Genomic DNA, 25,588 nt, shown 5'->3' with positions numbered 1-25,588 from the left:
CCGGCCCAGCCGTACGGCGGCCCCTGCACGCCTCGGTCCCACGGGTGGCTCCCGCTCCCAGACGGTGGCGGTCACCCGTCCGCGGCGCCCTCGGTCCCGCCGCCGGGGCGGTGGGCTCCGAAGGCGGCGGACATCTCCCAGAGGGTGTCGGCGACCGCGCGGGCGCCGGGGGCGCCGGGCTCGATGAGCGTGTAGTGGCCGGTGCCGGGCAGTACCACCGTTCTCAGGTCCTGGTGTACGGCCGCGTAGTCGGTGAACTGGGTGAGCGGGACCTCCTCGTCCACGGCACCGTGCAGCAGCACCGTCGGCACGCCGGTGGTGCCCGCCTCGCGCAGCAGGGTGAGGGGGTCGACCTCGGGCAGTCGCTTATCGAAATCAGCCTCCCCACCCATGAGTTGCAGGGCGGCGCCGTTGCTGAGGCCGTCGCGACGGGTCGCCGTGAGGTCGGTGATCGGGGCGAGTGCCAGTACGCCTGTGGGGAGTCGGCCGGTGTGCCAGCGGGACCCTTCGGGCAGCAGGCCGCGGGCCGCGCACCACAGGGCCAGATGGCCACCGGAGCAGTGACCGGCCAGCAGGTAGGGCCGCCCCTCGGGCAGGGTGTCCACGATCCGCGCGATGTCGTCGAAGGTCTCCGGGTAGCCGCCGGCCCCGCCCGACCGGCGGAATCCGGGCAGCAGCACGTCGAACCCGCACCGCGCCAGGTAGGCCGCGAAGGGGGTCAGATGCATCCGGTCGTAGCGCCAGTAGCCGCCGTGCAGCAGGATCACCAGCGGGGCGCCGGGGTCCTCGGCGGGCCAGGCGTCGTAGGACTGGTGCGGGTGGTCGCCGTAACGGCCGTGGCGCGGCGCGAGGACCGGCTTCAGGCTCAGGACCCGCTTCTCCTCCTGGGCCGCGAAGTCGGAGATCACCCTAGAGTTCACCGCGCACCTCCCACAGTTCCGGGAACACCGGCCTCGCGGACCGCTGTTCGAGCCAGGCCAGGCCCGAGGAGCCGGCGCTGCCCGTCTTGGTGCCCATGGCCCGGCGGACCACCATGATGTGGTCGAACCGCCAGCGCACGATGAGTTCGGCCAGGTCGGTGAGCTGTTCGCCGAGCGTCAGCAGCGGATCGTGCTGCGGGCCGGCGTAGATCCGCCGCCACACCTCGACGACGCCCGGGTCCGACACGTAGGGCTCGCGCACATCCCGTTCCCGTACGCGCTCGGGTACGGGCAGTCCCTGCCGGTGCAGGTAGCCCAGCACCTCGTCGTACAGGGACGGCTGGCGGTGGGTCTCGCTCAGCGCCTCGTGCACGGCGGGGTCACCCTGGTGCAGGCGGAGCATCGCCTCGGACTTGTCGCCGAGGAGGAACTCCACATGCCGGTACATCGCGGACTGGAAGCCGGAGGCCGTACCGAACGCCGCCCGGAAGCCATTGAACTGAGCGGGCGTCAGAGCGGCGAGCGGTGCCCAGGTGGCCTGAAGCGCGGTCAGCGCGCGGCGGCTGCGCGTGAGGGCGTCGGTGGCGGAGTCGAGGTCGTCCTTGGCGAAGGCGGTGCCGGCGGTACGCCACTCGTGGACGATCAGGGTGAGCCACAGCTCCATCACCTGGGTGGTGACGACGAACCCCATCTCGTCGGGCGCGTCGGTGAGGGGGTGCTGGAGGTTGTTGAGGACGGACGCGCGCACATAGGCGTCGTACGGGCTGGCGCCGTCGAAGGGCCGGGTCGGTACGTCGTCCGGGGCCGGCCGGACCGGCGCGGACGTGCCGTTGTCCATGGTGAGGGGTCTCCTAGGGGTGGCACGGGCGGGTGCTGTGGACGGTGGTGCGGGACGGGCGCGGGGCTCACGGGCCGAGGTGGACGCCACCGGAGGTGTCGATCCACTGGCCGGTCACCCAGCGGGCCTCGTCGCTCGCCACGAAGGACACGACGTCGGCGATGTCGGCGGGGGCGCCGAGCCGGCCGAACACGGAGGCCGACGCGTACCGCTGCCGGATCTCCGGGATCGCGAGGGTCGGGTTGATCTCCGTCTCGGTGTAGCCCGGGGCGACGCTGTTGACGGTGATGCCGCGCGGGCCCAGCTCCTGGGCGAGGGCCAGGGTGAGGTAGTCGAGGGCCGCCTTGGTCATGGTGTAGGCGATGATCGGCGGGAAGGCGACGCGGGTGGCGACCGAGGAGATGTTCACGATCCGGCCGCCGTCGCGCAGCCGGCCGAGGCCGCGCTGGACGATGAAGAACGGCGCCTTCGTGTTGACGGCGAACGCCCGGTCGTAGTCGTCCTCGGTGACGTTCGCGATCGTGCGGGGGACGGTGATGCCGGCGTTGTTGACGAGGATGTCCAGACCGGGTGCGGCGTCCTGCGCGGCGAGGGCCCGGTCGAAGGCCGTCCAGAGGGTGTCGGCGTCGCCGGGCACGCCCAGTTCGGCGTGGACCGGGAAGGCCCGTCCACCGTCGGCCTCGATCTCCTTGACGGTGCGCTCGGCCGCCTCCGCGTCATGACCGTAGTGGACGGCCACCAGCGCGCCCTCGCGGGCCAGCCGGCGGCTGACGGCCCGGCCGATGCCGCGGCTGCCGCCGGTGACCAGAGCGGTCCTGCCCGCGTGCCGCAGGGGGGTGGCCATCGCGTTCTCCTTCGTGCTGAGGGGGTGGAATCCGGGTGGGGCGGACGCGGTCAGGCGTCGAAGTCGACGGTGACCTCGGTGCCGAGCGGCCGGGCGCAGCAGACGAGCGTGTAGCCGTCGGCCAGTTGTCCGGCGTCCAGGGCGTACTGGGGGCCGGTCGCCACCTCGCCGTCGAGGACCTTGGCGCGGCAGCTGCCGCAGATTCCCTCGCGGCAGGCGTAGGGCACGTCGGCGTGGTCGCGCAGCAGCGCGTCGAGCAGCGCCGGGTCGCCCGGCCGGGCGGTGACGACCCGGCGCCGGCCGTCGTACAGGGCGGTGACCCGGATGCCCTCGGCCGTGGGCGGCTCATCGGGCGGGGCCGGGCTCGGCGCGTCGGGCACGGCCGGACTGTCCGCCGTGTCGCCGAGGGTGAAGAGTTCGGAGCGGACCAGTTCCGGGGCGGCTCCGGCGTCCGTCAGCGCCGTACGGGCGAGGGCGATCAGGCCGGCCGGGCCGCACAGGGCGTACGTGGTGTCAGGGCCGGGCCGGGCGTCCAGTGCGGCGAGCAGGCCCGGCAGGTTGCCGGCGTCGATCCGCCCGCCCAGGGGCGGGCGGCCTTCCCGGGTGAACAGGTGAAGCACGGTGAAGCGTCCGACGAACTCGTCTTTGACCAGGACGAGTTCGTCGCGGAGCAGGGCGTCCTCGGCCGTGGGCACCGAGTGGACGAGGGTGACCCGGCACGCCGGATCGGTGCGCAGCGCGGCCGCGGCCAGGGCGGCGAGCGGGGCGATGCCGGAGCCGCCCGCGATCAGCACGTGGTGGGCCCCGGGCCGTTCGGCGAGCCGGAAGGCGCCGGTGGGCGGCGACAGTTCGAGGTGGTCGCCGGCCGTCAGACCGGTCAGGGCGTACGCGCCGAAGCCGTCGGGGGTGCCCCGCTTGATCACCAGGCGCAACGCGCCGGGGTCCTCGGGCGGGGGGCACACCGAGTAGCTGCGGCGCAGTTCCTCGCCCGCGCGCTGGTGCCGGACGACGACGTGCTCGCCGGGCCGGTGCGCGAAGGTGTCCCGGAGGGTGTCCGGGACGCCGAGGGTGACGGCGACGGCGTCCTCGCCGAGGCGGCGGACGGCGGTGACCGGGAGCCGGTGCCAGCCGGTGCGCCGGCGGGCGGTGGTCGGGATGACGGAGTTCACGCGGGTCCTCATAGCGCGGTCAGATGGGGGAACAGCTCGTGGCAGGCGGTGCAGTGCAGCATCGACTGGCAGCGGGAGGGCCCGAACGCGCTGTGCGGCCGGGTGGCCCGGGAGCCGCAGTGCGGGCAGGGGACCTCGCCGAGCCGGACGAGCACCGGGCCGTCCTCCCGTACGGGCAGGGGCGGGGCGATGCCGTGGGCGGCGAGCGCGGCCCGGCCGGCGGCGGTGATGCGGTCCGTCGTCCACGCCGGCGTCAGCACCTGCCGTACGCGGGCGTCCGGGTGACCGCAGTCCGCCAGGACGTCCTGGATCGCGGAGGCCATGGCGGCCAGCGCCGGGCAGCCCACGTACGTGGGAATGAGTTCCACGTCGAGGCGTCCGTCGTCGCCGGGGGCGACGGCGCCGATCACCCCGAGGTCGCCGAGCGTGAGAAAGGGCAGCTCGGGATCCGGTACGGCCTCCACTCTCGTCCGGACCTCCGGCACCGCCAGGGCGGCGACTCCGCTCACCAGGTGCCTCCGGGGAACTGGCGGTGCACCGACTGGAGTTCGGCGATCAGGGACGCGAACTCCTCGGTGTGCAGGCCGCTTCGGCCGCCTTGGGCCCGCCAGCGCGGGACCGGCACGGTGAGTCCGGCCTCGGTGATCACCCGGGCGGTGCTCTCCTCCCACCGCGGGCGCAGTGCCGCGGGCGAGGGGACGGTGCCGGCCGCGGCGAGACGGCGCATCAGGTCGTCCTCGTCGAAGAGTTCCGCCGTGTACGGCCATACGAGGTCCAGGCCCCGCTGCATCCGGCGGGTGCTCTCGGGGGTGCCGAGGCCGAGCCGTTCGATCCAGGTGTCGGCGTGCATCCGGTGGAACGCGACCTCTTTGGCGGCCCGTTGCCCGAACGCGGCCAGGTCGGGGTCCGCACAGCCGCCCAGGGCCTCGTAGTACGCGACCGTGTAGTGGGTGTAGGCGAGTTGCCGGGCGATGGTGGTCGCGAAGTCGCCGTTGGGCAGCTCGGTGAGCAGGGTGTTGGTGAACTCGCGGCCGGTACGGGTGTAGGCGAGGGTGTCCTCGTCGCGTCCGGTGCCGTCGAGGCGCCCGGCGTGGGTGAGCAGCAGCCGGGCCTGGCCGATGAGGTCCAGGGCGATGTTGGACAGCGCCAGGTCCTCCTCGATGGTGGGCGCCCGGGTGATCCACTCGCAGAGCCGCTGTCCGAGGACGAGCGCGTCGTCGCCGAGGCGCAGCGCGTGGACGGCGAGGTCGGGGTCGGGGTCGCGGTCGAGCCGGACGCCGGCCGGGTCAGTCGTCGTGGTCACCTTCGGGGCCCTTCTCGGTGGTGAGCGGCGCGAAGTGCTCCGCGTACCGGTACGGCTTGTCCGCCGCGTTGGCGAAGTACGGGTCGCGTGCGTCCGGGGCGGCGGTGTGCACCTCGTCGGAGCGGACCACCCACAGCGACAGCGGGTCGTCGCGGCGGGTGTACAGGTCGCGGGCCCGCAGCAGCGCGGTGTCCGGGTCGTGGGCGCGGACGGAACCCACGTGCTGGTGGGCGAGTCCGCGCCGGGGGCACAGGAAGACCTCCCAGGACGCCGGGACGCCCTCCGACTGTCCGCCGCTCATGCGTGTACCTCCGTACGGTCGTTCTCCTGTGTGCCGGCCTCGCCGACGCTCTCGCCGGCTCCCTCACCGACGGCCTCGCCGACGTTCCCGGTGCGGGCCGCGTGCGCGGCGGCCGCCTCCCGTACCCAGGCGCCGTCCTCGTGCGCGGCACGCCGGTGGGCGACGCGCCGCCGGGCCCACGGGGTGCCCTCGCCGAGCGCGCGCAGGTAGCCGTCCCAGTCGACCGGAGTGAAGTCGTAGTGACCGCGCTCCTCGTTCCAGCGGACCGCCGGGTCCGGCACGGTCAGGCCGAGGCGTTCGGCCTGCGGGACGCAGCTGTCGACGAAGCGCTGGCGCAGTTCGTCGTTGGTGTGCCGCTTGATGCCCCAGGCCATGGCCTGGCGCGAGACCGCGCCGCCGACCGCCGCGATCCGGGCGTCGGGGCCGCCCGCGTCGGTGTCGGGCGGCCCGAACATCAGGGCCACGGCCGGCAGCCACCAGCGGTTCACCGCGTCCTGGGCCATCTCCTTCTGCGCCGGTGTTCCCTCGCACAGGGCGCGGATCAGGTCGTAGCCCTGCCGGACGTGGAAGGCCTCCTCCTGGCAGACGCGCCGCATGGCCCGGGCGTAGGGCCCGTACGAGATGCGGCACATCGGGGCCTGGTTGATGACGGCGGCGCCGTCCGTCAGCCAGGCGATGGTGCCGGTGTCCGCCCAGGTCGGCGCGGGATGGTCGAAGGTGGCCGAGTGGCGCTGGCGGCCGTCGTGCAGGGCGTCCAGCAGGTCGGCGCGGTCCACGCCAAGGGTCTCGGCGGCGGAGTACAGGTACAGACCGTGACCGGCCTCGTCCTGGACCTTCGCGATCAGCACGGACTTGCGGTACAGGGAGGGGGCCCGGGTGAGCCAGGCACCTTCCGGCTGCATGCCGATGATCTCGGAGTGGGCGTGCTGGGCGAGCTGCCGGAGCAGCAGGCGGCGGTAACCGTCGGGCATCCAGTCGCTCGGCTCGACGGCCTCGCCGGCGCCGACACGTTCCTCGAACCGCTCCAGCGCCTCGTCCCCGGCCGCGCCGCCGGCGGGCTCCGCCGCGCTCATGCCGCACCTCCCCGGCCGGTCCGCGCGGACCTCGCCGGTCCCGGCACGTACGCGCCCCCGAACCGCACCCCTCGCCTGGGCACTGGCATCACTCCTTCGGCATGTCCCGGGCGCCTCGGGCGCCCCGCCGTGCCCGGCATCCCGGGCGCGGCCTGATGTCTGGGAAAGAGTGCGGACGGCGGGCCCGCAATCCCCCGGCCGGCGACCTGTGCGCGTGACAAGCGTCACGCGGGACCGGGGGATTGCGGTCCGGCGCGGGCGCCTCTTGTTCGGGTGACAGGCGCGGTGCGCGATCCGCTCGGCGGCCCGTCGGGCGAGTCGCCCGACGGCCGGCCCGCCGGGATGAAAAGGAGTAACCGATGAGCACCATCCGGGAGTTGCTGGTCGAGCTGACCGGCATGGAGGACTACGCGGACGCCGGACGGGTCGGCGACGACGTCGACCTCGCCGCGAGCGGGATCGACTCGGGGGATCTGGTCCGGCTGGTGCTGCTGGTCGAGCAGCGGGCCGGCGTGGAGATCACCGCCGACGACATGGAGAAGCTGCACTCGATCGCCGACTACGAGCGGTTCGTCGCCGAGCGGACCGCGGCCGGTGCGGGCGGCGACGCCTGATGTGGCTGACCCAGCTGCTGGAACGCAACCGGCAGTGCTTTCCCGAGCGGACGGCGCTGGTCGACGAGCAGCGCGCGGTCACCTGGGGGCAGTTCCACGACCGCACGATCGAACTCGCGCGAGGCATGGCGGAGTTGGGCATCGAGCGCGGCGACCGGGTCGCCGTGCTGTCCAAGGACCGGATCGAGGTCCTGGAGACCTACTTCGCGCTCGCCCGGCTCGGCGCGCTGTTCGTGCCGCTGAACCACAGCCTGGCCGTGCCCGAGGTCGCGGACATCGTGGCCCGGGTCGGCGCGGTCGCCGTGTTCGGGGAAAGTGAACTCCTGGACCGACACCCGGAGTTGCCGGCGTCCGTACGGCTCCGGGTGGCGCTGGACAAGCCGGCGTTCGAGACGCTGGGCAGTGTGGCGCCCGAGCGGGCGCTGCCCGTCGTGGCCGACACCGACCCCGTGGCCGTGCTGCACACCTCGGCGACCACCGGCCAGGCCAAGGGGGTGACGGTCGACAGTGCCTCTTTCCGGGCCATCGCCCTGGGCTGGCTGGTGTCGGCCCGGCCCACCGACGACATCGTGATGGTCAACTGCTGCCCGCTGTACCACGGCAGCATGGTGGTGTCGCTCACCTATATGGCCGCGGGCGCGACCATCGTGCTCATGCCGGGCTTCACCCCGCAGCGGGCCCTGGCCGCGGTGGAACGGCACCGGGCGACCCATATGTGGCTGGTCCCGCAGATGCTGCGCTTCACCCTCCAGGCCAAGGGCGCGGACCACACCGACCTGTCCACGCTCCGGGAGATCCTCTACGGTGCCGCGCCCATGCCCCTCGACGTGTACGAGGAGGCCTCGGGGCGCCTCGGCTGCGGTTTCCGGCAGGTGTACGGCATGACGGAGGTCGGCGGCCCGTTCGTCACCCTCGGTCCCGACGAGCACCCGGCGCCCGGGGACGTGACGGCGCGCATCCCGTGCGGTCGTGTGATCCCCGGGATGTCCGCCCGCGCGGTGGGGCCGGACGGGGCGGAGCTGCCGGGCGGCGAGATCGGCGAGATCGTGGTGCGCGGGCCCGGCGTGATGCAGGGCTACTGGAACGATCCGGAGGCCACCCGCGAGATCGGCCTGGACGGCTGGATCAGGACCGGTGACCTGGGGTTCCTGGACGAGGCGGGGCGGATCCATCTCGTGGACCGCACCAAGGACCTCATCATCCGGGCCGGACAGAACGTCTACCCCTCGGAGGTCGAGCGCGCCCTGCTGAGCCACCCCGCGGTGCGGGACGCGGCGGTGGTCGGGATACCGGACGAGGACTACGGCGAGGTTCCCCTGGCGTACGTGGTGGCCGAGCCGGGCACCGGCGCCCTGGAACTCCTCGGGCACGTCTCGCGGCTGCTGGCCCCGTACAAGCGTCCGCGGCGGGTGGAGTTCATCGAGCGGGTTCCCCGCAACCCGGCCGGCAAGATCGTCAAGAAGCTGCTGCGGGACTGAGGACGTGCGCCCGCCGGGCTCCGGCCCTCTCTTCGACGAGATCCAACGGGGCGTATGGCAGGCGGAGTTGACGGAGGCGGGCCTCGGCATGGGGCTCGCCTTCGCCGTCGAGCCGCACCTGGCCCCCGCCGGACCCGGCGAGGCCGCGGCGATCGCGTCGATGCCCACGCCCCGCCGGTCCGAGTTCCTCGCGGGCCGGCTCGCCGCGCGCCGTGCGCTCGGCGCGGTCGGGCTCGACTGCGGGGACGTGCCCCGCGCCGGCCGGCGGCCGTGCTTCCCGCCCGGCCGGGCGGCGTCGATCTCGCACAGCGCCGGGGTCGCGGCCGCGGTGGCACGCGCGCCCGGCCACGACACCCCCCTCGGCTGCGACCTGGAACTCCGCCCGCTCCCGCCCGGCGCGGCCCGGCTGATCCTGCGCGAGGACGAGGAGCACCTGCTGCGCACCTGGCCGGTGACGGACCTCTTCTCCGCGAAGGAGGCCGCGTGGAAGGCCCTGGCGGGCGACGGCCCCGCGGGCACCCTGCGCGACCTGCGGGCCCGGCCGGGCGATGCGGGCTGTCTGCGGGTGTCGACCCGGGACGCCGTGGCGCGCACGGTGCGCGTCCGCGTGCGCGACGCCGGCCCGGGGGTGTTCAGCGTGGTGCTCGGCCGGGACGCGGGCTGACCGGCCCCCGGCACCGACCCTCGTACAGGGACCGCCACCACGGCGACCGCCCCCGTACCGCGCACGCGCCGCGCACGCACCGCGCGCGACGTCGAGCCGATCGGCGCCCACCCCCTTGCCTGGCCGGGTGGGTCGCCGATCGGCTCGTTCGCCGCTGGTCACACGGGCTGCTCCGACGCGTTCACCAGGATCGCCATGTTCCCCGCCGGGTGGCGGTTGTCGTGGATGAGCTGGTGGGCCAGGCCGGTCTCCTCGAAGGTGAAGGTGCGGGAGAGGCAGGGGTCGATGACACCCTGGTCGATCAGACGGGTGACCTCGCGGGCCTCGCGGGCGCTGGCCACGTGCGAACCCTGCAGCCGCTTCTGCCGCATCCACAGGAAGCGGAGGTCCACGTCGCCGTTGTAGCCGGTGGTGCCGCCGCAGATGACGACCATGCCCGCGTTGTCGCACAGGTACATCGAGGTGGGGATGGTGTCGGCGCCGGAATGCTCCAGCACGATCCGCGGGTTGCGGCGCTCGCCGAGCACCTCCCAGAACCGCCGCCCGAAACCGCGTGCCCCCGACAGCCAGCGGCTCATCGCGGCCTCGTCGGTGGTGTCGGGCATCCTCCCCCAGTGGTCGAAGTCGCGCCGGTCGATCCAGCCCTTGGCGCCGAGCCCCACGCAGAACTCGCCGCGTTCCTCGCTGGAGACGACGGCGACCGGGATGCCGCCGGCGTGCCGGACGAGCTGGATGGCGATGCTGCCGAGGCCGCCGGCGCCGCCCCAGACCAGCACGGGGTCGCCGGGCCGGACGGTGTGCGGGTCCCAGCCGAAGAGCTGGCGGTACGCCGTGGCGGCGGTCGCCATGTAGCAAGCGGAGGCCGCCCAGGACAGCCGGGCGGGCTTGGGGTGGCACATGTAGTCGTCCACGACCGCGAACTGGGCGAAGGAGCCGTAGTTCTCCTCGTAGCCCCACACCCGCTGGGTGGCGGAGGCGGCCGGGTCGCCGCCGAGCCGGATGTCCTCGGCGGTCTCGTCCCAGCGGCTGGCGAGCACGACGACCTCGTCGCCGAGCCGGACGCCCCGGACGTCCTCGCCGACGGCCCACACGATGCCGGACAGGTCGGAGCCGCCGATGTGGAAGTCCTCGGTCTCGCCGGCCTTCTGCCGGACGCCGATCACGTCGAGCGGCCGGCCCAGCGCCGCCCAGACGTTGTTGTAGTTGACGCCGGCCGCCATCACCTTGACCAGCACCTGGCCGCGGCGGACCGGGGGCACGTCGACCACCTCGGTACGGAAGGCGTCCACGGGCTGTCCGTAGCGCTCCCGGCGGATGAGCGAGGCGTACATCTTCCGGGGCACGCTGCCGAGTTCGGGCGCGTCGCCGAGTTCGTAGAGTTCCTGGGCGGCGGTCATGGTCATGCGGTGTCTCCTGGACGGTCGGGGCGACCCGGGCGCGGATCGGGTACGGGCCGGCGGAAGTCCGGCGTACCGCGCAGGGCCTCGGCCACGGCCTTGCCGATCAGGGCGATCGGCTCGGGTTCGGTCATCTCGTAGTGCCCGCACGGCACCGCGAGTTCGTGCAGAGTGCCCCGCACATGGGGGCGCCAGGCGTCGGCCTTGCCGGGCTGGACGGCGAGGTCGCCGGGCCCGTCCGCGGCCGTCTCGTCGTCGGCGCCGAAGAACAGCACGTCGCCGTCGAACGCGCCGGGCTCGAACTGCGGGGCGATCCGCAGGTTGTTGCGCATGACGTCCGCGATCGCGGCGGCCTGCGCCCGGGTGACGGGTGAACTGGTCGGATCCGCCGCGACTTTGCTGTCGATGAGATCCAGGACATCGCCTACGCCGGGCAGTTCGGCCCCCGTGTCCACCGGAAGACCGGCCACCCGCATCAGCAGGGCCGCCACCTGGCGTTCGGCCGCCGCCGTGTCGTACGCGTCGTCGCCGTACGGCTGCGGGGCGTCCAGCATGGCCAGCAGCTCCACCCGCTCCCCCTGGTCCTGGAGGGCGCGGGCCATCGCGTGGGCGACGAAGCCGCCGTACGACCAGCCGAGCAGCCGGTAGGGACCGTGCGGCTGGACCTCGCGGACGAGGCCGACGTAGGAGGCGACCATGCTCGGGGCGTCGGGCGCGGGCGGCCGGCCGCCGTCGAGGCCGGCGGCCTGGATGCCGTACACCGGCTGGTCGCCGCCGAGGTGGGGCAGCAGTCCGGTGTAGCGCCAGGAGACACCGGCGCCGGGGTGCACGCAGAACAGCGGGGTGGCGCCGCCCTCGGCGCGCAGCGGCAGCAGCGGTGCGAAGGCGCTCGGGGTGCCGGACGACGGCTGGTCCGCGCCGTCGTCGGCGGCTTCGGTGCCGTCGGTGGCGGCGAGGACGCCGGCGATGGTCGGGGCGGCGAGCAGGGTGGCGGCCGCCAGGTCGAGCACACCGGCCTGGCGCAGGCGGCCCGCCAGCAGGACGGCGCGCATGGAGTCGCCGCCGAGGTCGAAGAAGTTGTCGTGCACGCCGATGCCGCCGATACCGAGGGTCTCCTCCCAGAGCCGGGCGACCTCGCGCTCGCGGTCGGTGCGCGGCGGCACGTGCTCGGTGGCGAGTCGCGGCCGGGGCGCGAGGTCCGGCCCGGACAGGGCCGGGTCCGGGGCGTCGGAGCCGGTGGCGCGGGCTCCCGGGGCGTCGATCCAGTGCCGGTGCCGCTCGAAGGCGTACGGCGGCAGCGGCACCGTCCGGGGCGCGCCCGGCACCGGCGGCAGCGCGCTCTCCACGCCGGCGCTCCACAGCCGGCCCAGCGCCTCGGCGAGGACGAAGCCGTCCGATGCCTCGGCCTTGGCGTGCCGCATGCTGGTGACGGTCACCGGCGCGTCCGGGGCCAGTCGGGCGGCGGCCAGCTTGGTGAGCGTGTCCGCCGGTCCGATCTCCAGCAGGACCGGGCGCCCGCGTTCCCACAGGGCGGCGATGCCGTCGGCGAAGCGCACGGTGCCGCGGGTGTGGTCGAGCCAGTGCGAGACGGACGTCGCCTGCTCGTCGGTGACCCAGGTGCCGGTGACGTTGGTGACGAACGGGATGCGGGGCGGGCGCAGGGTGACGCCGCGCAGGTGCTTCTCGTAGGTCGCGAGGACCGGGTCCAGGACGTGGGAGTGCGCGGCGGCCGGGATCCGCACCCGGCGGAACGGCACGTCCCGGCGGGCGAGTTCACGCTCGAAGCGGGCCACGGCCTCGTCGTACCCGGCGACGGTGCAGGCGGCGGGTCCGTTCACCGCCGCCAGGGACAACTCGTCGCCGAGCAGCGGCATTACGTCCTCGACCGGGGCCGCGACGCCGACGGTGGCCCCGCCCGCCTCACTGATCAGCCGGATGCGTTCGGCGACCAGGGGCAGCATGTCGGCGAGGTCGACGACCCCGGCCAGACAGGCCGCCGTGTACTCGCCCAGGGAGTGGCCGATCAGCGCGTCCGGGCGGACGCCGGCGGCCATCAGGGTGCGGGCGAGCGCGTACTCGGTGGCCACCAGTCCGAGGAAGGTGGTGGTGTGGTCGGCGGGCGCGCCCTCGTAGAGGGAGGCGCGTACGTCGGCGCCGAGGACGGGGCGCAGGATGCGGGCGCACTCGTCCACGATGTCGCGGTAGACGTCGTGGTCGCGGTACAACTCCGCGCCCATGCCGGGGTACTGGGTGCCGCCGCCCGGCAGCAGGAACGCGACCCGCGCGGGCTCGTCCGGCACGGCCGGGGTGGCGGGAGCGGCGGTACGCAGTGCCGACAGGGCCTCGTCGCGGGAGGCGGCGGTCACGGTGAGCCGGTGGCGCAGGGCGGGTCGGCTCGTACGCAGCGCCTGGGCCACCTCGTCCAGACGCAGGTCCGGCCGGTGTTCGAGATGGCGGGCCAGGGCCTCGGCCTGGCCGCGCAGGGCACCGGAGGTGCGCGCGGACAGCGGCAGCACCAGCCGGCCGGTGTCCTCGGGAGCGCGCGGCGGAGCGGGCGCGGGGGCCGGGGCTTCCTCCAGGACGACGTGGGCGTTGGTGCCGCCGACGCCGAAGGCGCTGATCGCGGCGCGCCGGGGGTGGCCGGCATCCGGCCAGTCCTCCAGTGCGGTGGGCACACGGAACGGTCCGGCCGCGAAGTCGATGAGCGGGTTGGGCCGTTCGAAGTGCAGGCTCGGCGGGATCTGGCGGCGCTCCAGGGCGAGGACGGCCTTGATGAGTCCGGCGATGCCGGCCGCCGCGCCCAGATGGCCGATGTTGGTCTTCACCGAACCCAGCGCGCAGTAGCCGCGCCGCTCGGTGGACTGCCCGAACGCCTCGGTGAGGGCGGCGACTTCGATGGGATCGCCGAGGCGGGTCGCGGTGCCGTGCGCCTCGACCAGTCCGATGGTGCCGGCGTCCACCATCGCGTGGGCCTGGGCGGCGAGAATGACCTCGGCCTGTCCCACCGAACTGGGCGCGGTGAAACCGACCTTGCGACGGCCGTCGTTGTTGACGGCGCTGCCCCGGATGACGGCCCGGATGCGGTCACCGTCGGCCAGCGCGTCGTCCAGCCGTTTGAGGACGACCGCGCCGACGCCGTCCCCGGAGGAGGTGCCGGCGGCGTCCGCGGCGAACGCCCGGCAGTACCCGTCCGGCGAGAAGGGCCCGCCGGGTACGTGGCGGTAGCCGAGCAGCGCCGAGGGGTTGAGGGAGACGGCGGCGGCGAGGGCGGTGTCGCAGCGGTAGTCGAGCAGGTCCTGGCAGGCGGTGTGCACGGCGACCAGCGCGGTCGAGCACGCCGTCTGGAGGGACACGCTCGGTCCGGTCAGGCCCAGTTCGTAGGAGATCCGGGTGGCGAGCGTGCCGAGGGAGTTGGCGGTGGCGGCGTGCACCAGCTCGATGGACCCGGGCTGTCCGGCGTACCGGGGGTGGATGTGCGCGGGGTAGTAGCGGCTGTCGCCGCTGCCCGCGTACACGCCGAAGCTGCCGTTGTCGGTGCCGGGCGCGAGCCGGCCCCCGTCCTCCAGGGCCTGGTACGCCGTCTCCAGGAGCAGGCGCTGCTGGGGGTCGACGACCGCGGCCTCGGCGGGGGTGTAGCCGAAGAAGCCGGAGTCGAAGCGGTCGATGCCCTCGACGACGGAGGCCATCCGGATCAGCGAGGGGTCGTCCAGGTCGCGCGGGTCTCCCCCGGCGGCCAGGAACTCCTCGTCGGTGACGGGCCGTACCGACGCGCGGCCGGCGGCCAGGTTGTCCCAGAAGGCGTCGAGGTCGTCGGCGCCGGGGAACCGGCCGGCCATGCCGATGACGGCGACGGCCGGTGCCTCCTCCGGGATGTCCGGTGTGTCGTGGTGGTCACGCATGGCCTCGGCCCTTTCCGTTGCGCGGGGTACGGCGGGCCCGGGCCGCGCGCTGCCGCTGTGCTTGTTCCTTGGCCCGGTCCAGACCGCTCGGCGCGTCCCCGGCGGTGTCGTCCGGGGTCCCGGCTGCGGGCAGCCGGGCGGCGAGGTGGCCGGCCAGGTCGCGCACGGTGGGGTGGGCGAACAGGTCGACCACGGTCACCTCGCTGCCGAACGCCTGGTTGACGGCGTTCTGCGCGCTGACCAGGAGCAGCGAATTGCCGCCCAGGTCGAAGAAGTTGTCCTCGCGGCCGATCCGGTCGCGGCCGAGGACGCCGCACCACAGGGCGGCGATCCTCTGTTCCAGGTCGTGCTGCCGTTCCTCGGTGGCGGGCGGCCGTTCGGCGCTGCCGGCGGCGCGCAGCACCCAGGGGGCGCTGCCCGCGGCGCCGACCGCCGCGTGGTGCAGGGCGCCGAGGTCGGCGCCCTCCTCCAGGGCGACGCGTCCGGCCAGCCGTCGTACGCCCCGCGCGGGTTCGGCGAGGTGGCTGCGGACCCAGGGGGCGGTGCGGTCGGCACCGATCAGCAGGTGAGGTTCGGGCAGGGTGCGGGCGAGATCGAGGGAGCGGAGCGCGGCGGTGGCGTCGAGGACCCGGTAGCCGCGGGCCTCGGTGAGGGCGGTGAGCCCGTATCCGCTGCTCATGCCGCGTTCCCGCCACATGCTCCAGGCCAGGCTCCGCGCGGGCAGACCCTGCGCGTGGCGGTGCAGGGCGAGCGCGTCCAGGTAGGCGTTGGCCGCGGCGTAGGCGGTGTTCATGGCGCCGCCGAACCAGCCGTTGACCGACGAGAACAGCACGAACGAGGTCACCGGATGGTCGGCGCTGACCCGGTGCAGGGTCCAGGCGCCGTGGGCCTTGGCGGCCAGCGCCGTCCGCCACGCGTCGGCGTCCAGGTCCGCGGCCGGCCGTTCCACGAGAGCGCCGGCCAGGTGCCAGACCGATACCAGGGGGACGCCCCAGGCCTCGGTGGCCGCGTCGACGGCCGCGCGGACCTGTTCCTCGTCGGTGACGTCGGCTTGGGCGTAGCGCACATCCGCCGAGTCCGGCAGCGGGCCGCCGGCGGCGGGCGCGGTGCGGCCGAGGAGCAGCAGCCGGGTGCCGGGGGTACGCAGCAGGTGGGCGGCGAGTTCGGTGCCGACACCGCCCGTTCCCCCGCTGATCAGGTGGAAGCCCTCGGCGGCGGGCGGCTCCACGCGGGCCGGCGCCTCGGGCAGCGCGGCCAGCCGGCGCACATGGCGGTGTCCGGCCCGGTAGGCCACCTCGGTCTCCACCGGAGGCTGCGCGGCTTCCGCCAGGACGAGCGGTACGGGGTCGGCGCCCGGCTCGAGGTCGAGGTGGACGCAGCGCAGCCCCGCGGTCTCCTCGCGCAGCGACTTGAGGACCGCGCCGGCCATCGCCTCGGCCGGCGAGGGGAGTTCGTCGCCGGTGACGGCCTGGGCGCCCGCCGTCACATGCAGCAGGTCCGCCGGCCGGGTGCCGAGGGAGCGGGCCAGGGCGAGCAGGGTCCGGGCGCTCGCGTCGTCCGGGGCGGCACCGCCGACAGAGGGAGCGGCGAGGTGGACGACGGCGTCGACCGGCCGGCCGTCGGCGTCCAGGTCCCGCAGCAGCGCCGCGTGGTCGGCGCCGTCGGCGGGCCTGGTCCGGTAGCGGGCGGCGTCGAGGCGTGCGTACGCCGTCCCGTCCGTGACCACCGTGCAGCGGGCACCGCCGGCACGCAGCGACCGGGCCAGGCGCTCGGCGAGGTCGTGTGCCCGGTGGTCGGCGCCGGCCAGGACGAGCGTGTGCCGGCCGGGCGGCAGGACGCGCGCCTGGTGCGGTGCGGCCGGCTGCCACGCGGGCCGCAGGAACCAGTCCGGCAGGGTGGCGGCGGTGCCCATCAGGAGCTGGGCCTCGCGGACGGCGTCGTCGAAGTCGCCCGCCTCGAAGCTCTTGCGGAGCTTGGTCCGCTGGATCTTGCCGATCTCCGTCTTGGGGATGTCGTCGGGGCCGACCGGGACCAGGAAGGCGGGGCTGACGCCGATCTCGCGGGTGACCTTGCCGGCGATCTCCCGGAGCGCGGCGGCGCGGTCGGGCCCGGGGGCGAGGTGGACGAACAGGGCGAGTTCGTCGGTGGTGGCGGCCGGATCGGAGCGGACCGCGCAGGCCGCGGTGAAGCTGCGGACGACGGAGGGCAGTTCCTCGACGCAGGACTCGATCTCGTGGCTGTAGTGGTTGACGCCGTTGACGATGATGACGTCCTTGGCCCGGCCGGTGATGAACAGTTCCCCGTCGCGCAGGAAGGCCAGGTCTCCGGTGTCGAACCAGCCGTCGTCGGTGAACGCCTCCGCGTTGGCGGCCGGGTTGTCGTGGTAGCCGCCGGTCACGGAGGTGCCCCGGACCTGGAACCGGCCGACGTCGCCCTCGGCGAGCAGCGCGCCGTCCTCGCCGACGACGCGCATGGCGAAGCCGGGGTAGGGAAGGCCGCAGCTGACGAAGGTCTCGTCGGTGCCGGACGGTTCGGCGGGCAGCACCGAGTCGGTGACCACGGAGCAGGTCTCGGACATGCCCCAGCCGGGGTGCATCACGTCCTGAGGCATGCCGAAGGGTCGCATCGCGTGCAGGAAGCCGCGGGCCACGGCGGCCACGACGACCTCGCCGGCGTTCATCACCAGCCGCATCGGGCTCAGGTCCCAGCCGCTGTCCCGGAAGCGGTCGGTGTCCTCGGCGAGCAGACCGAAGGCGAAGTTGGGGGCCCAGGTGACGGAGACCCGGTACCGGTGGGCGAGGTCCATCCAGCGGGTCGGGTCCTGGAGGATCCAGGACGTCGGCGCGTGGATCTGCCGGCAGCCGAGGTAGAGGTCCCGCAGGTGGAACATGACGACGCCGGTGACGTGGTCGAGCGGGATCCAGTTGAGGGTGACGTCGCCGTCACCGAGTCCGTTCATGGCCTCGGTGGCGGCGGACCGGGTGAGCACGTTGCGGTGCGTCAGCCGGACGGCCTTGGGCAGGCCGGTGCTGCCGGAGGTCATCAGCATGAGGATGAGGTCGTCCGGCTTCGCGGCGTACCAGTCGCGGTCCTCGGGCGCGTCCCGGAGCGCCTCGGCGGTGGTCAGGCGCAGGCCGGGCCAGTTCTGCCGGTCGGCGAGGCCGCGCAGGCCCGCCTCCAGCGCGGGCGAGCAGACGACCGGGGGCCGGCCGAGCATCCGCCAGATGCCCTCCAGTTTGGTGAGGGCGGCCGAGGAGGTGTCGTAGGAGGCGGGGACCGTGAGCGGGACGGCGACGAAGCCGCCGAGGACGCAGCCCCACAGCACGGCGAGGAAGTCCTCGCTGTCGTCGCACTGGAGGATCACCTGGTCGCCGGGGCGCAGTCCGGCCCGCCGGAGTCCGGCGAGGACCCGGGAGGCCTCGGGGATCAGGGAGGCGTAGTCGCGGTGGGTCTCGCTGCCGTCGGCGCGGACGTGGACGATGTCGCCGCGGGCGCGCTCGGCGGCGCGGACGAGGGCCTCGCTCCAGGCGGAGACGGAGGGTTCGGTCAGCTCGGGGCCCTCGCTGAGCGCGGGACGGCGGCCGGCCGCCGTGGGGACGGCCGCCCCGGGTGCAGTCTCCGTGTCGCGGCGCCGCGTGCCGGCGTGCCGTCGGGCCAGTTCCTCAGGGGTGTTCTCCACCGTGACCTCGGCCGTGGAGACACCGCCCGCGCGGGCGAGGTGGCGCTGCCATTCCTCGGCGGCGCGGGGGTCGACCACCGGCAGGGCGGCGAGGGCGGCCGCGTCGAGGGAGCCGTCGGCGGCGCGGGGCAGGGTGCTGACGGCGGTGACGCGGACGGGACCGGCGCCGGTACGCTCCAGCAGCCGTTCGACGCCCTCGGTGGCCTCCGCGCGGCCCGGCACCACGAACAGCCGGGGTGCTCCCCCGTCGGCCGCGGGCAGCACGACGGCGTCGCGTACGCCGGGTACGGACAGGGCCGCCTCGGTCAGGGCCACGCCGTCGGACGGACGGTCCGCGGCGGGCGTACGCGGTGCCGGCGCGGGGAGCAGACCGAGCCGTACGTCCGGGTCGGCGGACACGGCCGCGAGCAGTCCGCCCAGGGCGCGGGCGAACTCCTCTGCGGTGGCGGGGTCGTAGAGGTCGGTGGCGTACTCGACGTGCAGGTCCAGTCCGTCGGGGGTCCCGTCGGCGGTGTGCCGTTCGAGGACGTCCACGAACAGGTCGAACTTGGCGGTGCCGGTGGCGGTGGGCCGCAACGGCACCGCGGGTCCGTCGAGTCGGAGCAGCGCGGGTTCGTTGTTCTGCAGGGCGAGCATGACCTGGAACAGCGGGTGCCGGCCGGACGAGCGGGGCGGGTTGAGTTCGTCCACCAGCCGGTCGAAGGGCAGTTCCTGGTGGTCGAGCGCGGCCAGGTCCCCCGGGCGGACGCGGGCCAGCAGCTCGCGGAAGGCGGGGTCGCCGGAGGTGTCGGCGCGCAGCACCAGGGTGTTGGTGATCAGGCCGATCAGATCGTCCAGGCCGGGTTCGAGGCGGCCGGCGACGGGGACGCCCAGCACGATGTCCTCGCCGGCGCCGGCGCGGCTGAGCAGCGCGCTGACGGCGGCGTGCAGCACCATGAACAGACTGACGCCCTCGCGTTCGGCGAGGCCGGCCAGGTCCCGGTGCAGGGCGGCGGGCACATGCGCGGTGACATGGGCGCCGCCGCGCGGTGCCGACGGCCGCGGCCGGTCGCCGGGCAGGGTGCACTCCTCGGGCGCTCCGGCGAGCGCCTTCCGCCAGTGCGCGGTGAGCCGCTCGGCCTCGCCGGTACCGTCCTGCCCGGCGGCGAGCAGGGCGCGCTGCCAGAGCGCGTAGTCGGCGTACTGGACCGCGAGCGCGTCCCAGGCGGGGACGGTGCCCGCGCGGCGGGCCGCGTAGGCGGTGTTCAGGTCATCGGCCAGCGGGCGCAAAGACCAGCCGTCGGCGGCGCTGTGGTGCAGGACGAGCAGCAGGGTCCGCTGCTCGCCGGTGCCGAACAGCCAGGCCGCCAGGGGGCTTTCGGCCGAGAGGTCGAAGCTGTGCCGGGCTGCGGCCGTCAGGTGCGCGGCGATCTCCTCGGCGGGGCAGTCGACGGCGCGCAGCCGCGGACGCAGTTCCCCGGCCGGCAGGATCCGCTGGTACGGCGTGCCGTCGTGGTCGGCGACGACCGTGCGCAGGCTCTCGTGCCGGTCGGCGAGGTCGCCCAGCGCGGCGCGCAGCGCCTCGGTGTCGACGGCGGAGCCGAGGGGCACCGCGAGGGGGATGTTGTACGTGGCCGCCGCGCCGTCGAGCCGGTTCAGGAACCACATGCGTTCCTGGGCGTACGACAGCGGGACGCGTGCGGGACGCGGCTGGGCGCCCAGGGCGGGCCGGGCCGGCGCGGTGCCGGGGCCGCCGCCGAGGAGTGCGGCGAGGGCGGCCGGTGTCGGCGTCTCGAACAGGGTGCTGATGGGCACGTCGGTGCCGGACGCACGGCGCAGCCGGGCCAGCAGCCGGGTGGCGAGCAGCGAGTCGCCGCCCAGCTCGAAGAAGTTGGCGTCGACGCCCACGGTGTCCCGGGGCAGCTTCAGCACGTCCTCGAACAGGCCGCAGACCAGGGTCTGTTCGGGGCTCGCCGGCCGGACGCCGGCCGCGGTCCCGGTGAAGTCGGGCACGGGCAGGGCGTCGGTGTCCAGCTTGCCGTTGGCGGTCAGTGGCAGCGTGTCCAGGGGCACGCAGGCGGCGGGGACCATGTACTCGGGCAGATGGGCGGCGGCATGGGCCCGCAACTCGGCTGCGGCGGGCGCCTGTTCACCGGCGTTGACGGTGTAGGCGACGAGCTGCCGGGCCCCGTTGGGGGCCTGCCGTACGACGACGGCGGCACGGGCGACGCCGGGGTGCCGGGCGAGGACGGCCTCGATCTCGCCGGGCTCGATGCGGAAGCCGCGCAGCTGCACCTGCTGATCGGCGCGCCCGAGGTACTCGAGGCTCCCGTCGGAGCGCCTGCGGGCCAGGTCGCCGGAGCGGTACATCCGGCTGCCGGAGGACCCGTAGGGGTCGTCCAGGAACCGCTCGGCCGTCAGGTCGGGGCGGTTCAGATACCCGGCGGCCACGCCGGCGCCGGCCACGTACATCTCCCCCGGGGCGCCCGGCGGTACGGGCCGGCCCTCCGCGTCCAGGAGATACACGCGCAGGTCGGCGAGCGGGCTGCCGATGACCCCGCCGCGGCGCGGATCCGCCAGGTCGGCCGGGGTGAGGCGGTGGTACGTGACGTGCACGGTGGTCTCGGTGATGCCGTACATGTTCACCAGGGCCGGCTGGTCGAAGCCGTACCGGGCGGTCCACGGGCGCAGCCGCTCGGGGCGCAGGGCCTCCCCGCCGAACACGACGTACCGCAGCGCGCCGGCGGTGGGCCCCTCGTCGGCGTCCACGAGCTGTTCGAAGGCGGACGGCGTCTGGTTGAGGACGGTGACCCCCTCGTCGCGCAGCAGGCGCAGGAAGTCCCGCGGGGAGCGGCTGACGGCGTACGGCACGACGACGAGCCGGCCGCCGTGCAGCAGGGCGCCCCAGATCTCCCACACGGAGAAGTCGAAGGCGTACGAGTGGAAGAGGGTCCACACGTCGTCGGCGCCGAAGTCGACGTGCTCGGCCGCGTCGAACAGCCGGACCACGTTGGCGTGCGGGACGGGCACGCCCTTGGGCCGGCCGGTGGAGCCGGACGTGTGGATGATGTAGGCGATGTCGGCCGGGCCGGTCGGCCCGCCGCGCTCGGTGTCGGTCAGGTCACCGGCCGGGCGTGCCGCGAGATCGGTGGCGACGGCGGGGTCGTCCAGCAGGACGGCGGGGGTGTCGCCGCCGAGGTCCCCGGCGGCGCCGTTCTCGGTGACCAGGAGGACGGGCGCCGCGTCCTCGATGACCAGCCGCAGCCGCTCGGCCGGGTGCCCGGGGTCCAGCGGGAGGTAGGCGGCGCCGGTCTTGAGGACGGCCAGCAGGGCGGGCAGCAGCCGGGGGCCGCGGGGCAGCGCGAGGGCCACCACGCGGCCGGGTCCGGCGCCGCGTTCCACGAGCAGCCGGGCCAGCCGGTTGGCCTCCTCGTTGAGCGCGCCGTAGGTCAGGTGGCTGCCCTCGTGCGTCACGGCGACGCGCTCGGGTCCGTCGTGCGCCTGCCGCTCGAACAGCTCGGTGAGCGTGGCGGTGACGGGGATGTCGCGGGCCGGCAGGTCGCGCGGGTGCTCCCCGGGCAACAGCAGGTCGAGGTCGGCGAGCGCGGTGGCGGGCTCCGCCCGCGTCAGCCGCCGCAACAGCGTGAGGAACCGGTCGCGGTGGAGGGCGAGTTCGTCCTCGTCGTACAGCGCGGGGTTGGCGTCGAAGGCGAACCAGAGGGTGCCGGAGCGGACCCCGGGCCGGACGCTGATCTGGAGGTCGTCGACGGCACCGCCGGACAGGTGGTGCCAGGTGGCCGTGCTGCCCTGGAAGTCCAGCTCCTCGGTGAAGGGCACGATGTTCAGCACGGGACCGTACAGGCGGCGTCCGGTGCCGAGCAGGCCGAGGTCGCGGCGGATGGACTCGCCGCGGTACTGCTGGTGCCGGCGCAGGGCCGCCAGCTCGGCGGCCACCGCGCGCGCGAACTCCGCGACGGGGGTGCCGGGTCGGGTGGTGACGCGCAGCGGCAGCACATCGGAGGCGGTGCCGGGGGTGCGCAGGGCCGCGCTGCCGAGCCGGCTCATGGTGGCCATGCCGAGGACCAGGTCGTCCTCGCCGGTCATGCGGTGCAGATACGCGGCGACCGCGGCGGTGATCAGGTCGGTGCGGGTGACGTCCAGCCGGGTCGCGGCGGCGGACAGCGCCTCGGTGTCCGGAGCGTCCCACTCGGCGGTGCGGCGCAGGAACGGCACGCTCGGCGCGGCCGTACGGCGGGTGAGGCGGGCCGGTTCCGGCAGGCCGGCCAGGCGGGCGGCCCAGTGGTCGCGGTCGCGGCCGTGCCGTTCGGAGGCGAGGTAGGCCGCCTCCTCCGCGCGAAGCCGGTCGGCCGGCGCGAAGGTGCCGGGTCCGGGGTCGCGCCCCTCGGCCAGCGCGTTGTAGACCTCGGCGATGCGTCGCCCGAGGAGCTTGTAGCTGTAGCCGTCGAGCAGGATGTGGTGGGCCCGCAGCAGCCAGATGTGCCGCTCGGCGGTGAGGGTGAGCAGGGTGTGCGCGAACAGCGGTCCCTTGTCGGTGTCCGCCGGGGTCGCGAGGTCGGCGCGGATCCGTTCCCAGGCGGCGGCCTCCGGGTCGGCGGCGTCGCGTACGTCGGCCCGGTGCAGCGGCCAGTCGGCGGCGTCCTCCGCCGGACGGCAGCGGGGGCCGTCGTCGGTGTCGAGGAAGCGCAGCGCGAAGGTGCCGGCCTCGCCCACCGTGCGGCGCAGCGCCGTCTCGAACAGCCCGGAGTCCAGGGCACCGTGGATCTCCACCGCCTCCGCGGTGTTGTACGCGGCGTTCCCGGGGGCGAGCCGCTGCGCGTACCAGAGCCCCTCCTGGGCGCCGGACAGAGGCCCGGGCAGTGATCGACGTTCGTCCTGGGGGAAAGACTCCTCGCGGAGTGACATAGCACAACCCTCACGTGGCAAGCCGTAGCGAGCCGGCCGGCGAAAGCCGGGCCGGTCTGACAGGAAAGCGGCCTCGGCCCACGGGGCCGGCATCACGGGCCGCACTGATCGGGGCACGGCCCTGTCGGGGCCCGCCGCCGGTTCACGCGGTCCTCACGTTGGGACAGCCGGTCGGACACCGTCAAGCCGGACCGGGCCCCCGGAACGGAATTCAGGTATTTCCCTGAAGAACGCGGGTTCCGGGATAGCGGCGTCCGCGACAAGTTTTAGGGAAAACACGAGACTTTCCGGCACGGGGCCGCCTCGGCTGGATTCTCCCGGCCCCGACCGTGCACTCTCGAAAGGACGTGGAACCGGACTCCCCGCATTGACCCGTCGTCAGCCGGGTGCGGCCTCCGGGAATGAGTGGACGAAAAGAGGTCCTGAGTGATGCGCCGTGTGCTGTGTCCGGTGGAAACGCTGTACGTCGGACAGCGAAGCCGAGCGGTTCTCTCCTGCGCCTTGCGTGGCCGCCTCGACGCCGAGGCGCTGTCGGCCGCGTTCGACGGGGTCACCGCGGCGCATCCGTCGCTGCGGACCCGGATCGTGCCGGACGGCGAGGGCTTCGCGCTGGACCCGCTGGACGAGGCGGAGCGTCCCCGGCTGAACGTCCGGACCGGCGCGACCGAGCAGGCCCTCGCGACGGAGCTGAACACACCGCTGTCCGTCGGCGGTCCGCTGAGCCGCGCGGTCCTGGTGAGCGCCCCCGGCGGCGAGGAGCATCTGTTCGTCCTCTCGGTGGATCACACCATCGTCGACGGGCACAGCGGAATCGCCCTGCTCAACGAGATCTGGGACCGGTACCGGAATCTGGTCGAGCAAGGGGAGCGGGCCGGCGCCCCCGACGGCACCGGCGCGTACCCGCCGCCCGTCAGCGCGTTGCTGCCCCCGGCCGACCGGGCGAGGACCGACGCCCATCTGGAGCGGCGCACCGACGAGGCGCGCCGGCACCCGTCGGAGCTGATTCCCTACGACGTCGCCGACCCGGCCGCCGCCGAGGGCCGGATCGAGGTGTGCCGGCTGGCCCTGGACGCGGAGCGCACCGACCGGCTGCGCCGCAGCGCCCGTACGGCGGGCGTGTCCGTACACGCCCTGATCGCCGCCGCCCTGCTGGCCACGGCGCGCCGGCGGCTGCCCGGCGACGAGGCGCGCACGCTCGGCTGCCTCTCCCCGGTCGACCTGCGCTCGCGGCTGACGCCCCCGATTCCCGCGCTGACGATGGTCCCCGCCGTCACCTCCCACCTCCAGACGCTGGACGTCACCCCGGACACGGACCCGTGGGAGCTGGCCCGCACCGTCCATGCCCGGCTCGGCGCGTTCGTCGCGGGTGACGGACCGTTCCACGAGATGCGGATCACGCCCGAGGTCCCCCGCAACCCCACCCTGCAGCTGGCGACCGTGATCGCCACGAACATGGGCGTCGTCCCCGGCCCCCGGCTGCCCGCGGGCCTGGTGGCCACCGACGTCCGGCTGCTGCCCGCCCGGGAGCACTACTTCCCGGCGGCAGGACGCAGTCCCGTGATGGCCTGCGTCGTCTCCTTCGAAGGGCGGCTCGCCATCGAGTTCCCGCACTTCACCGCCTGCTTCAGCCCGGAATTCGTCCAGGCCTTCCGCGACGAGGTCGGCACGGTGCTCGGCACGTTCACCGACGCCGCCGAGCCCGCTCCCGCACCGGCGGGATGACCGGCTCACGCACCGCACCGGCCACCCTAAGGAGCCTTTCGCCGGCATGAACAACGTCAGCGACATCCCCACGCCCCTGACACTGCTGCCGCGCGCCCAGGCGGGCGACGAGCAGGCCATGAACCAGCTGCTGACCGGGATCATCCCCTACGTCGCCCGGCTGTGCCGGACCATCACCCGCGACGACGGCGCGGACGCCACGCAGGAGGCCCTCCTCGCCGTCTACCGCGGCCTGCGCACCCTGCGCGAGCCGACCGCGTTCTACGGCTGGGTCCGTTCGGTGACGGTCCGCGAGGCCGTGCGCGTCGTGAAGCGGGCGGGCGAGGAGGGGCCGTACCCGGGGGTCGAGGCGGGGCAGGAGACGAACCCGCTGGACGCCGTCCACATCAGCGACGTCCTGGACCGGCTGTCCACGTCCCACCGGCAGGTCCTCACCCTGCGCGCCTACGGCCTCAACGAGGAGGAGATGGCCCGGCTCCTGTCGCTGCCGGTGGGCACCGTACGGTCCCGGCTGCACCGGGCCCGCCTGCGGTTCCGTGAGGCGTGGCAGCCGTCGGCGGCCTGAGATCCGTCGATCATGACTGCCACCGATGCCACGGATGTCACCGATGTCACCGATGTCACCGATGTCACTGAGGGGATGCGATGCGCCGCCGCCGCTCGGTCAGGGAACGCCGGTGAGCCGGGCCGCGACCGGCCCGGCCGCCGTCCGCGACGAGAGCCGGTGCCGGCCACGCTGCGGGCGTGCCGGGGCGCTTTATTTGAATAAACCAAAAAGTACACAA

The 25,588-nt window shown here is 74.5% G+C and carries 16 protein-coding genes; 5 read left to right on the top strand and 11 right to left on the bottom strand.

Annotation, left to right across the window (positions count from 1 at the left end; all coding sequences use genetic code 11):
• Positions 1–71 precede the first annotated feature (71 nt).
• The 8 genes from ABZ693_RS18090 to paaA form a co-directional block, all read right to left on the bottom strand.
• Positions 72–920 carry an alpha/beta hydrolase family protein gene (locus ABZ693_RS18090; protein ID WP_359877892.1) on the bottom strand — a complete coding sequence of 283 codons (849 nt, stop codon included), beginning with the start codon at positions 918–920 and terminating at the stop codon, positions 72–74.
• Positions 910–1,758, bottom strand: a complete 849-nt coding sequence (locus ABZ693_RS18085) for a tryptophan 2,3-dioxygenase (protein ID WP_359877889.1) — start codon at positions 1,756–1,758, stop codon at positions 910–912. The genes ABZ693_RS18090 and ABZ693_RS18085 overlap by 11 nt, the downstream gene beginning before the upstream one ends.
• Positions 1,759–1,825: 67 nt before the next feature.
• Entirely contained in the window at positions 1,826–2,602 is a 777-nt protein-coding gene (locus tag ABZ693_RS18080; RefSeq protein WP_359877886.1) for an SDR family oxidoreductase, read from the bottom strand.
• Positions 2,603–2,652: 50 nt separating this feature from the next.
• Positions 2,653–3,771: a 2Fe-2S iron-sulfur cluster-binding protein gene (locus tag ABZ693_RS18075; protein WP_359877884.1), complete on the bottom strand. Its 1,119-nt coding sequence runs from the start codon at positions 3,769–3,771 to the stop codon at positions 2,653–2,655.
• 8 nt (positions 3,772–3,779) lie between these two features.
• A complete protein-coding gene (gene paaD / locus ABZ693_RS18070; RefSeq protein WP_359877882.1) occupies positions 3,780–4,280 on the bottom strand; it encodes a 1,2-phenylacetyl-CoA epoxidase subunit PaaD in 501 nt (166 codons plus the stop codon).
• Complete coding sequence (gene paaC / locus ABZ693_RS18065) at positions 4,277–5,074, bottom strand: 1,2-phenylacetyl-CoA epoxidase subunit PaaC (RefSeq protein WP_359877879.1); 798 nt, start codon at positions 5,072–5,074, stop codon at positions 4,277–4,279. The genes paaD and paaC overlap by 4 nt, the downstream gene beginning before the upstream one ends.
• Positions 5,058–5,375 carry a 1,2-phenylacetyl-CoA epoxidase subunit B gene (locus ABZ693_RS18060; RefSeq protein ID WP_359877876.1) on the bottom strand — a complete coding sequence of 106 codons (318 nt, stop codon included), beginning with the start codon at positions 5,373–5,375 and terminating at the stop codon, positions 5,058–5,060. The genes paaC and ABZ693_RS18060 overlap by 17 nt, the downstream gene beginning before the upstream one ends.
• A complete protein-coding gene (paaA, locus tag ABZ693_RS18055) occupies positions 5,372–6,448 on the bottom strand; it encodes a 1,2-phenylacetyl-CoA epoxidase subunit PaaA (RefSeq protein WP_359877873.1) in 1,077 nt (358 codons plus the stop codon). Before paaA ends, ABZ693_RS18060 begins: the two co-directional genes overlap by 4 nt.
• A gap of 359 nt (positions 6,449–6,807) precedes the next feature.
• Between paaA and ABZ693_RS18050 the strand changes: the two genes are divergently transcribed.
• The 3 genes from ABZ693_RS18050 to ABZ693_RS18040 are packed head-to-tail and all read left to right on the top strand — an operon-like array spanning position 6,808 to position 9,204.
• Positions 6,808–7,062 carry an acyl carrier protein gene (locus ABZ693_RS18050; RefSeq protein WP_359877871.1) on the top strand — a complete coding sequence of 85 codons (255 nt, stop codon included), beginning with the start codon at positions 6,808–6,810 and terminating at the stop codon, positions 7,060–7,062.
• Positions 7,062–8,540, top strand: coding sequence for a class I adenylate-forming enzyme family protein (locus ABZ693_RS18045; RefSeq protein WP_359877869.1), 1,479 nt, complete (start codon positions 7,062–7,064; stop codon positions 8,538–8,540). The genes ABZ693_RS18050 and ABZ693_RS18045 overlap by 1 nt, the downstream gene beginning before the upstream one ends.
• Before the next feature lie 4 nt (positions 8,541–8,544).
• A complete protein-coding gene (locus ABZ693_RS18040; protein ID WP_359877867.1) occupies positions 8,545–9,204 on the top strand; it encodes an enterobactin synthetase in 660 nt (219 codons plus the stop codon).
• A 158-nt stretch (positions 9,205–9,362) separates the two neighbouring features.
• Here the strand turns inward: ABZ693_RS18040 and ccrA are convergent, their stop codons facing one another.
• Genes ccrA through ABZ693_RS18025 form a run of 3 tightly spaced genes read right to left on the bottom strand, consistent with a single transcriptional unit; the run spans position 9,363 to position 23,081 of the window.
• Positions 9,363–10,601 carry a crotonyl-CoA carboxylase/reductase gene (gene ccrA, locus ABZ693_RS18035; protein WP_359878032.1) on the bottom strand — a complete coding sequence of 413 codons (1,239 nt, stop codon included), beginning with the start codon at positions 10,599–10,601 and terminating at the stop codon, positions 9,363–9,365.
• Between the two features lie 2 nt (positions 10,602–10,603).
• The gene (locus ABZ693_RS18030) at positions 10,604–14,500 is read right to left on the bottom strand and encodes a type I polyketide synthase (RefSeq protein WP_359877864.1); all 3,897 of its coding nucleotides are present in this window, start codon (positions 14,498–14,500) and stop codon (positions 10,604–10,606) included.
• On the bottom strand, positions 14,493–23,081 hold the full coding sequence (locus ABZ693_RS18025; RefSeq protein ID WP_359877861.1) for a non-ribosomal peptide synthetase: 8,589 nt from the start codon (positions 23,079–23,081) through the stop codon (positions 14,493–14,495). The genes ABZ693_RS18030 and ABZ693_RS18025 overlap by 8 nt, the downstream gene beginning before the upstream one ends.
• 501 nt (positions 23,082–23,582) lie before the next feature.
• On the opposite strand from ABZ693_RS18025, the gene ABZ693_RS18020 reads away from it, so the two are divergent.
• Together ABZ693_RS18020 and ABZ693_RS18015 are read left to right on the top strand one after the other, a co-directional pair.
• Positions 23,583–24,803, top strand: a complete 1,221-nt coding sequence (locus ABZ693_RS18020; protein WP_435842457.1) for a phthiocerol/phthiodiolone dimycocerosyl transferase family protein — start codon at positions 23,583–23,585, stop codon at positions 24,801–24,803.
• A gap of 46 nt (positions 24,804–24,849) precedes the next feature.
• Positions 24,850–25,368 carry an RNA polymerase sigma factor gene (locus ABZ693_RS18015; RefSeq protein ID WP_359877856.1) on the top strand — a complete coding sequence of 173 codons (519 nt, stop codon included), beginning with the start codon at positions 24,850–24,852 and terminating at the stop codon, positions 25,366–25,368.
• The last annotated feature ends 220 nt before the right edge of the window (positions 25,369–25,588 follow it).

The sequence above is a fragment of the Streptomyces laurentii genome, from assembly GCF_040635425.1.
GTDB lineage: Bacteria > Actinomycetota > Actinomycetes > Streptomycetales > Streptomycetaceae > Streptomyces > Streptomyces laurentii.
Note: the sequence above shows the minus strand (reverse complement) of the source record. Positions and strands in the feature narration are given on the sequence as shown.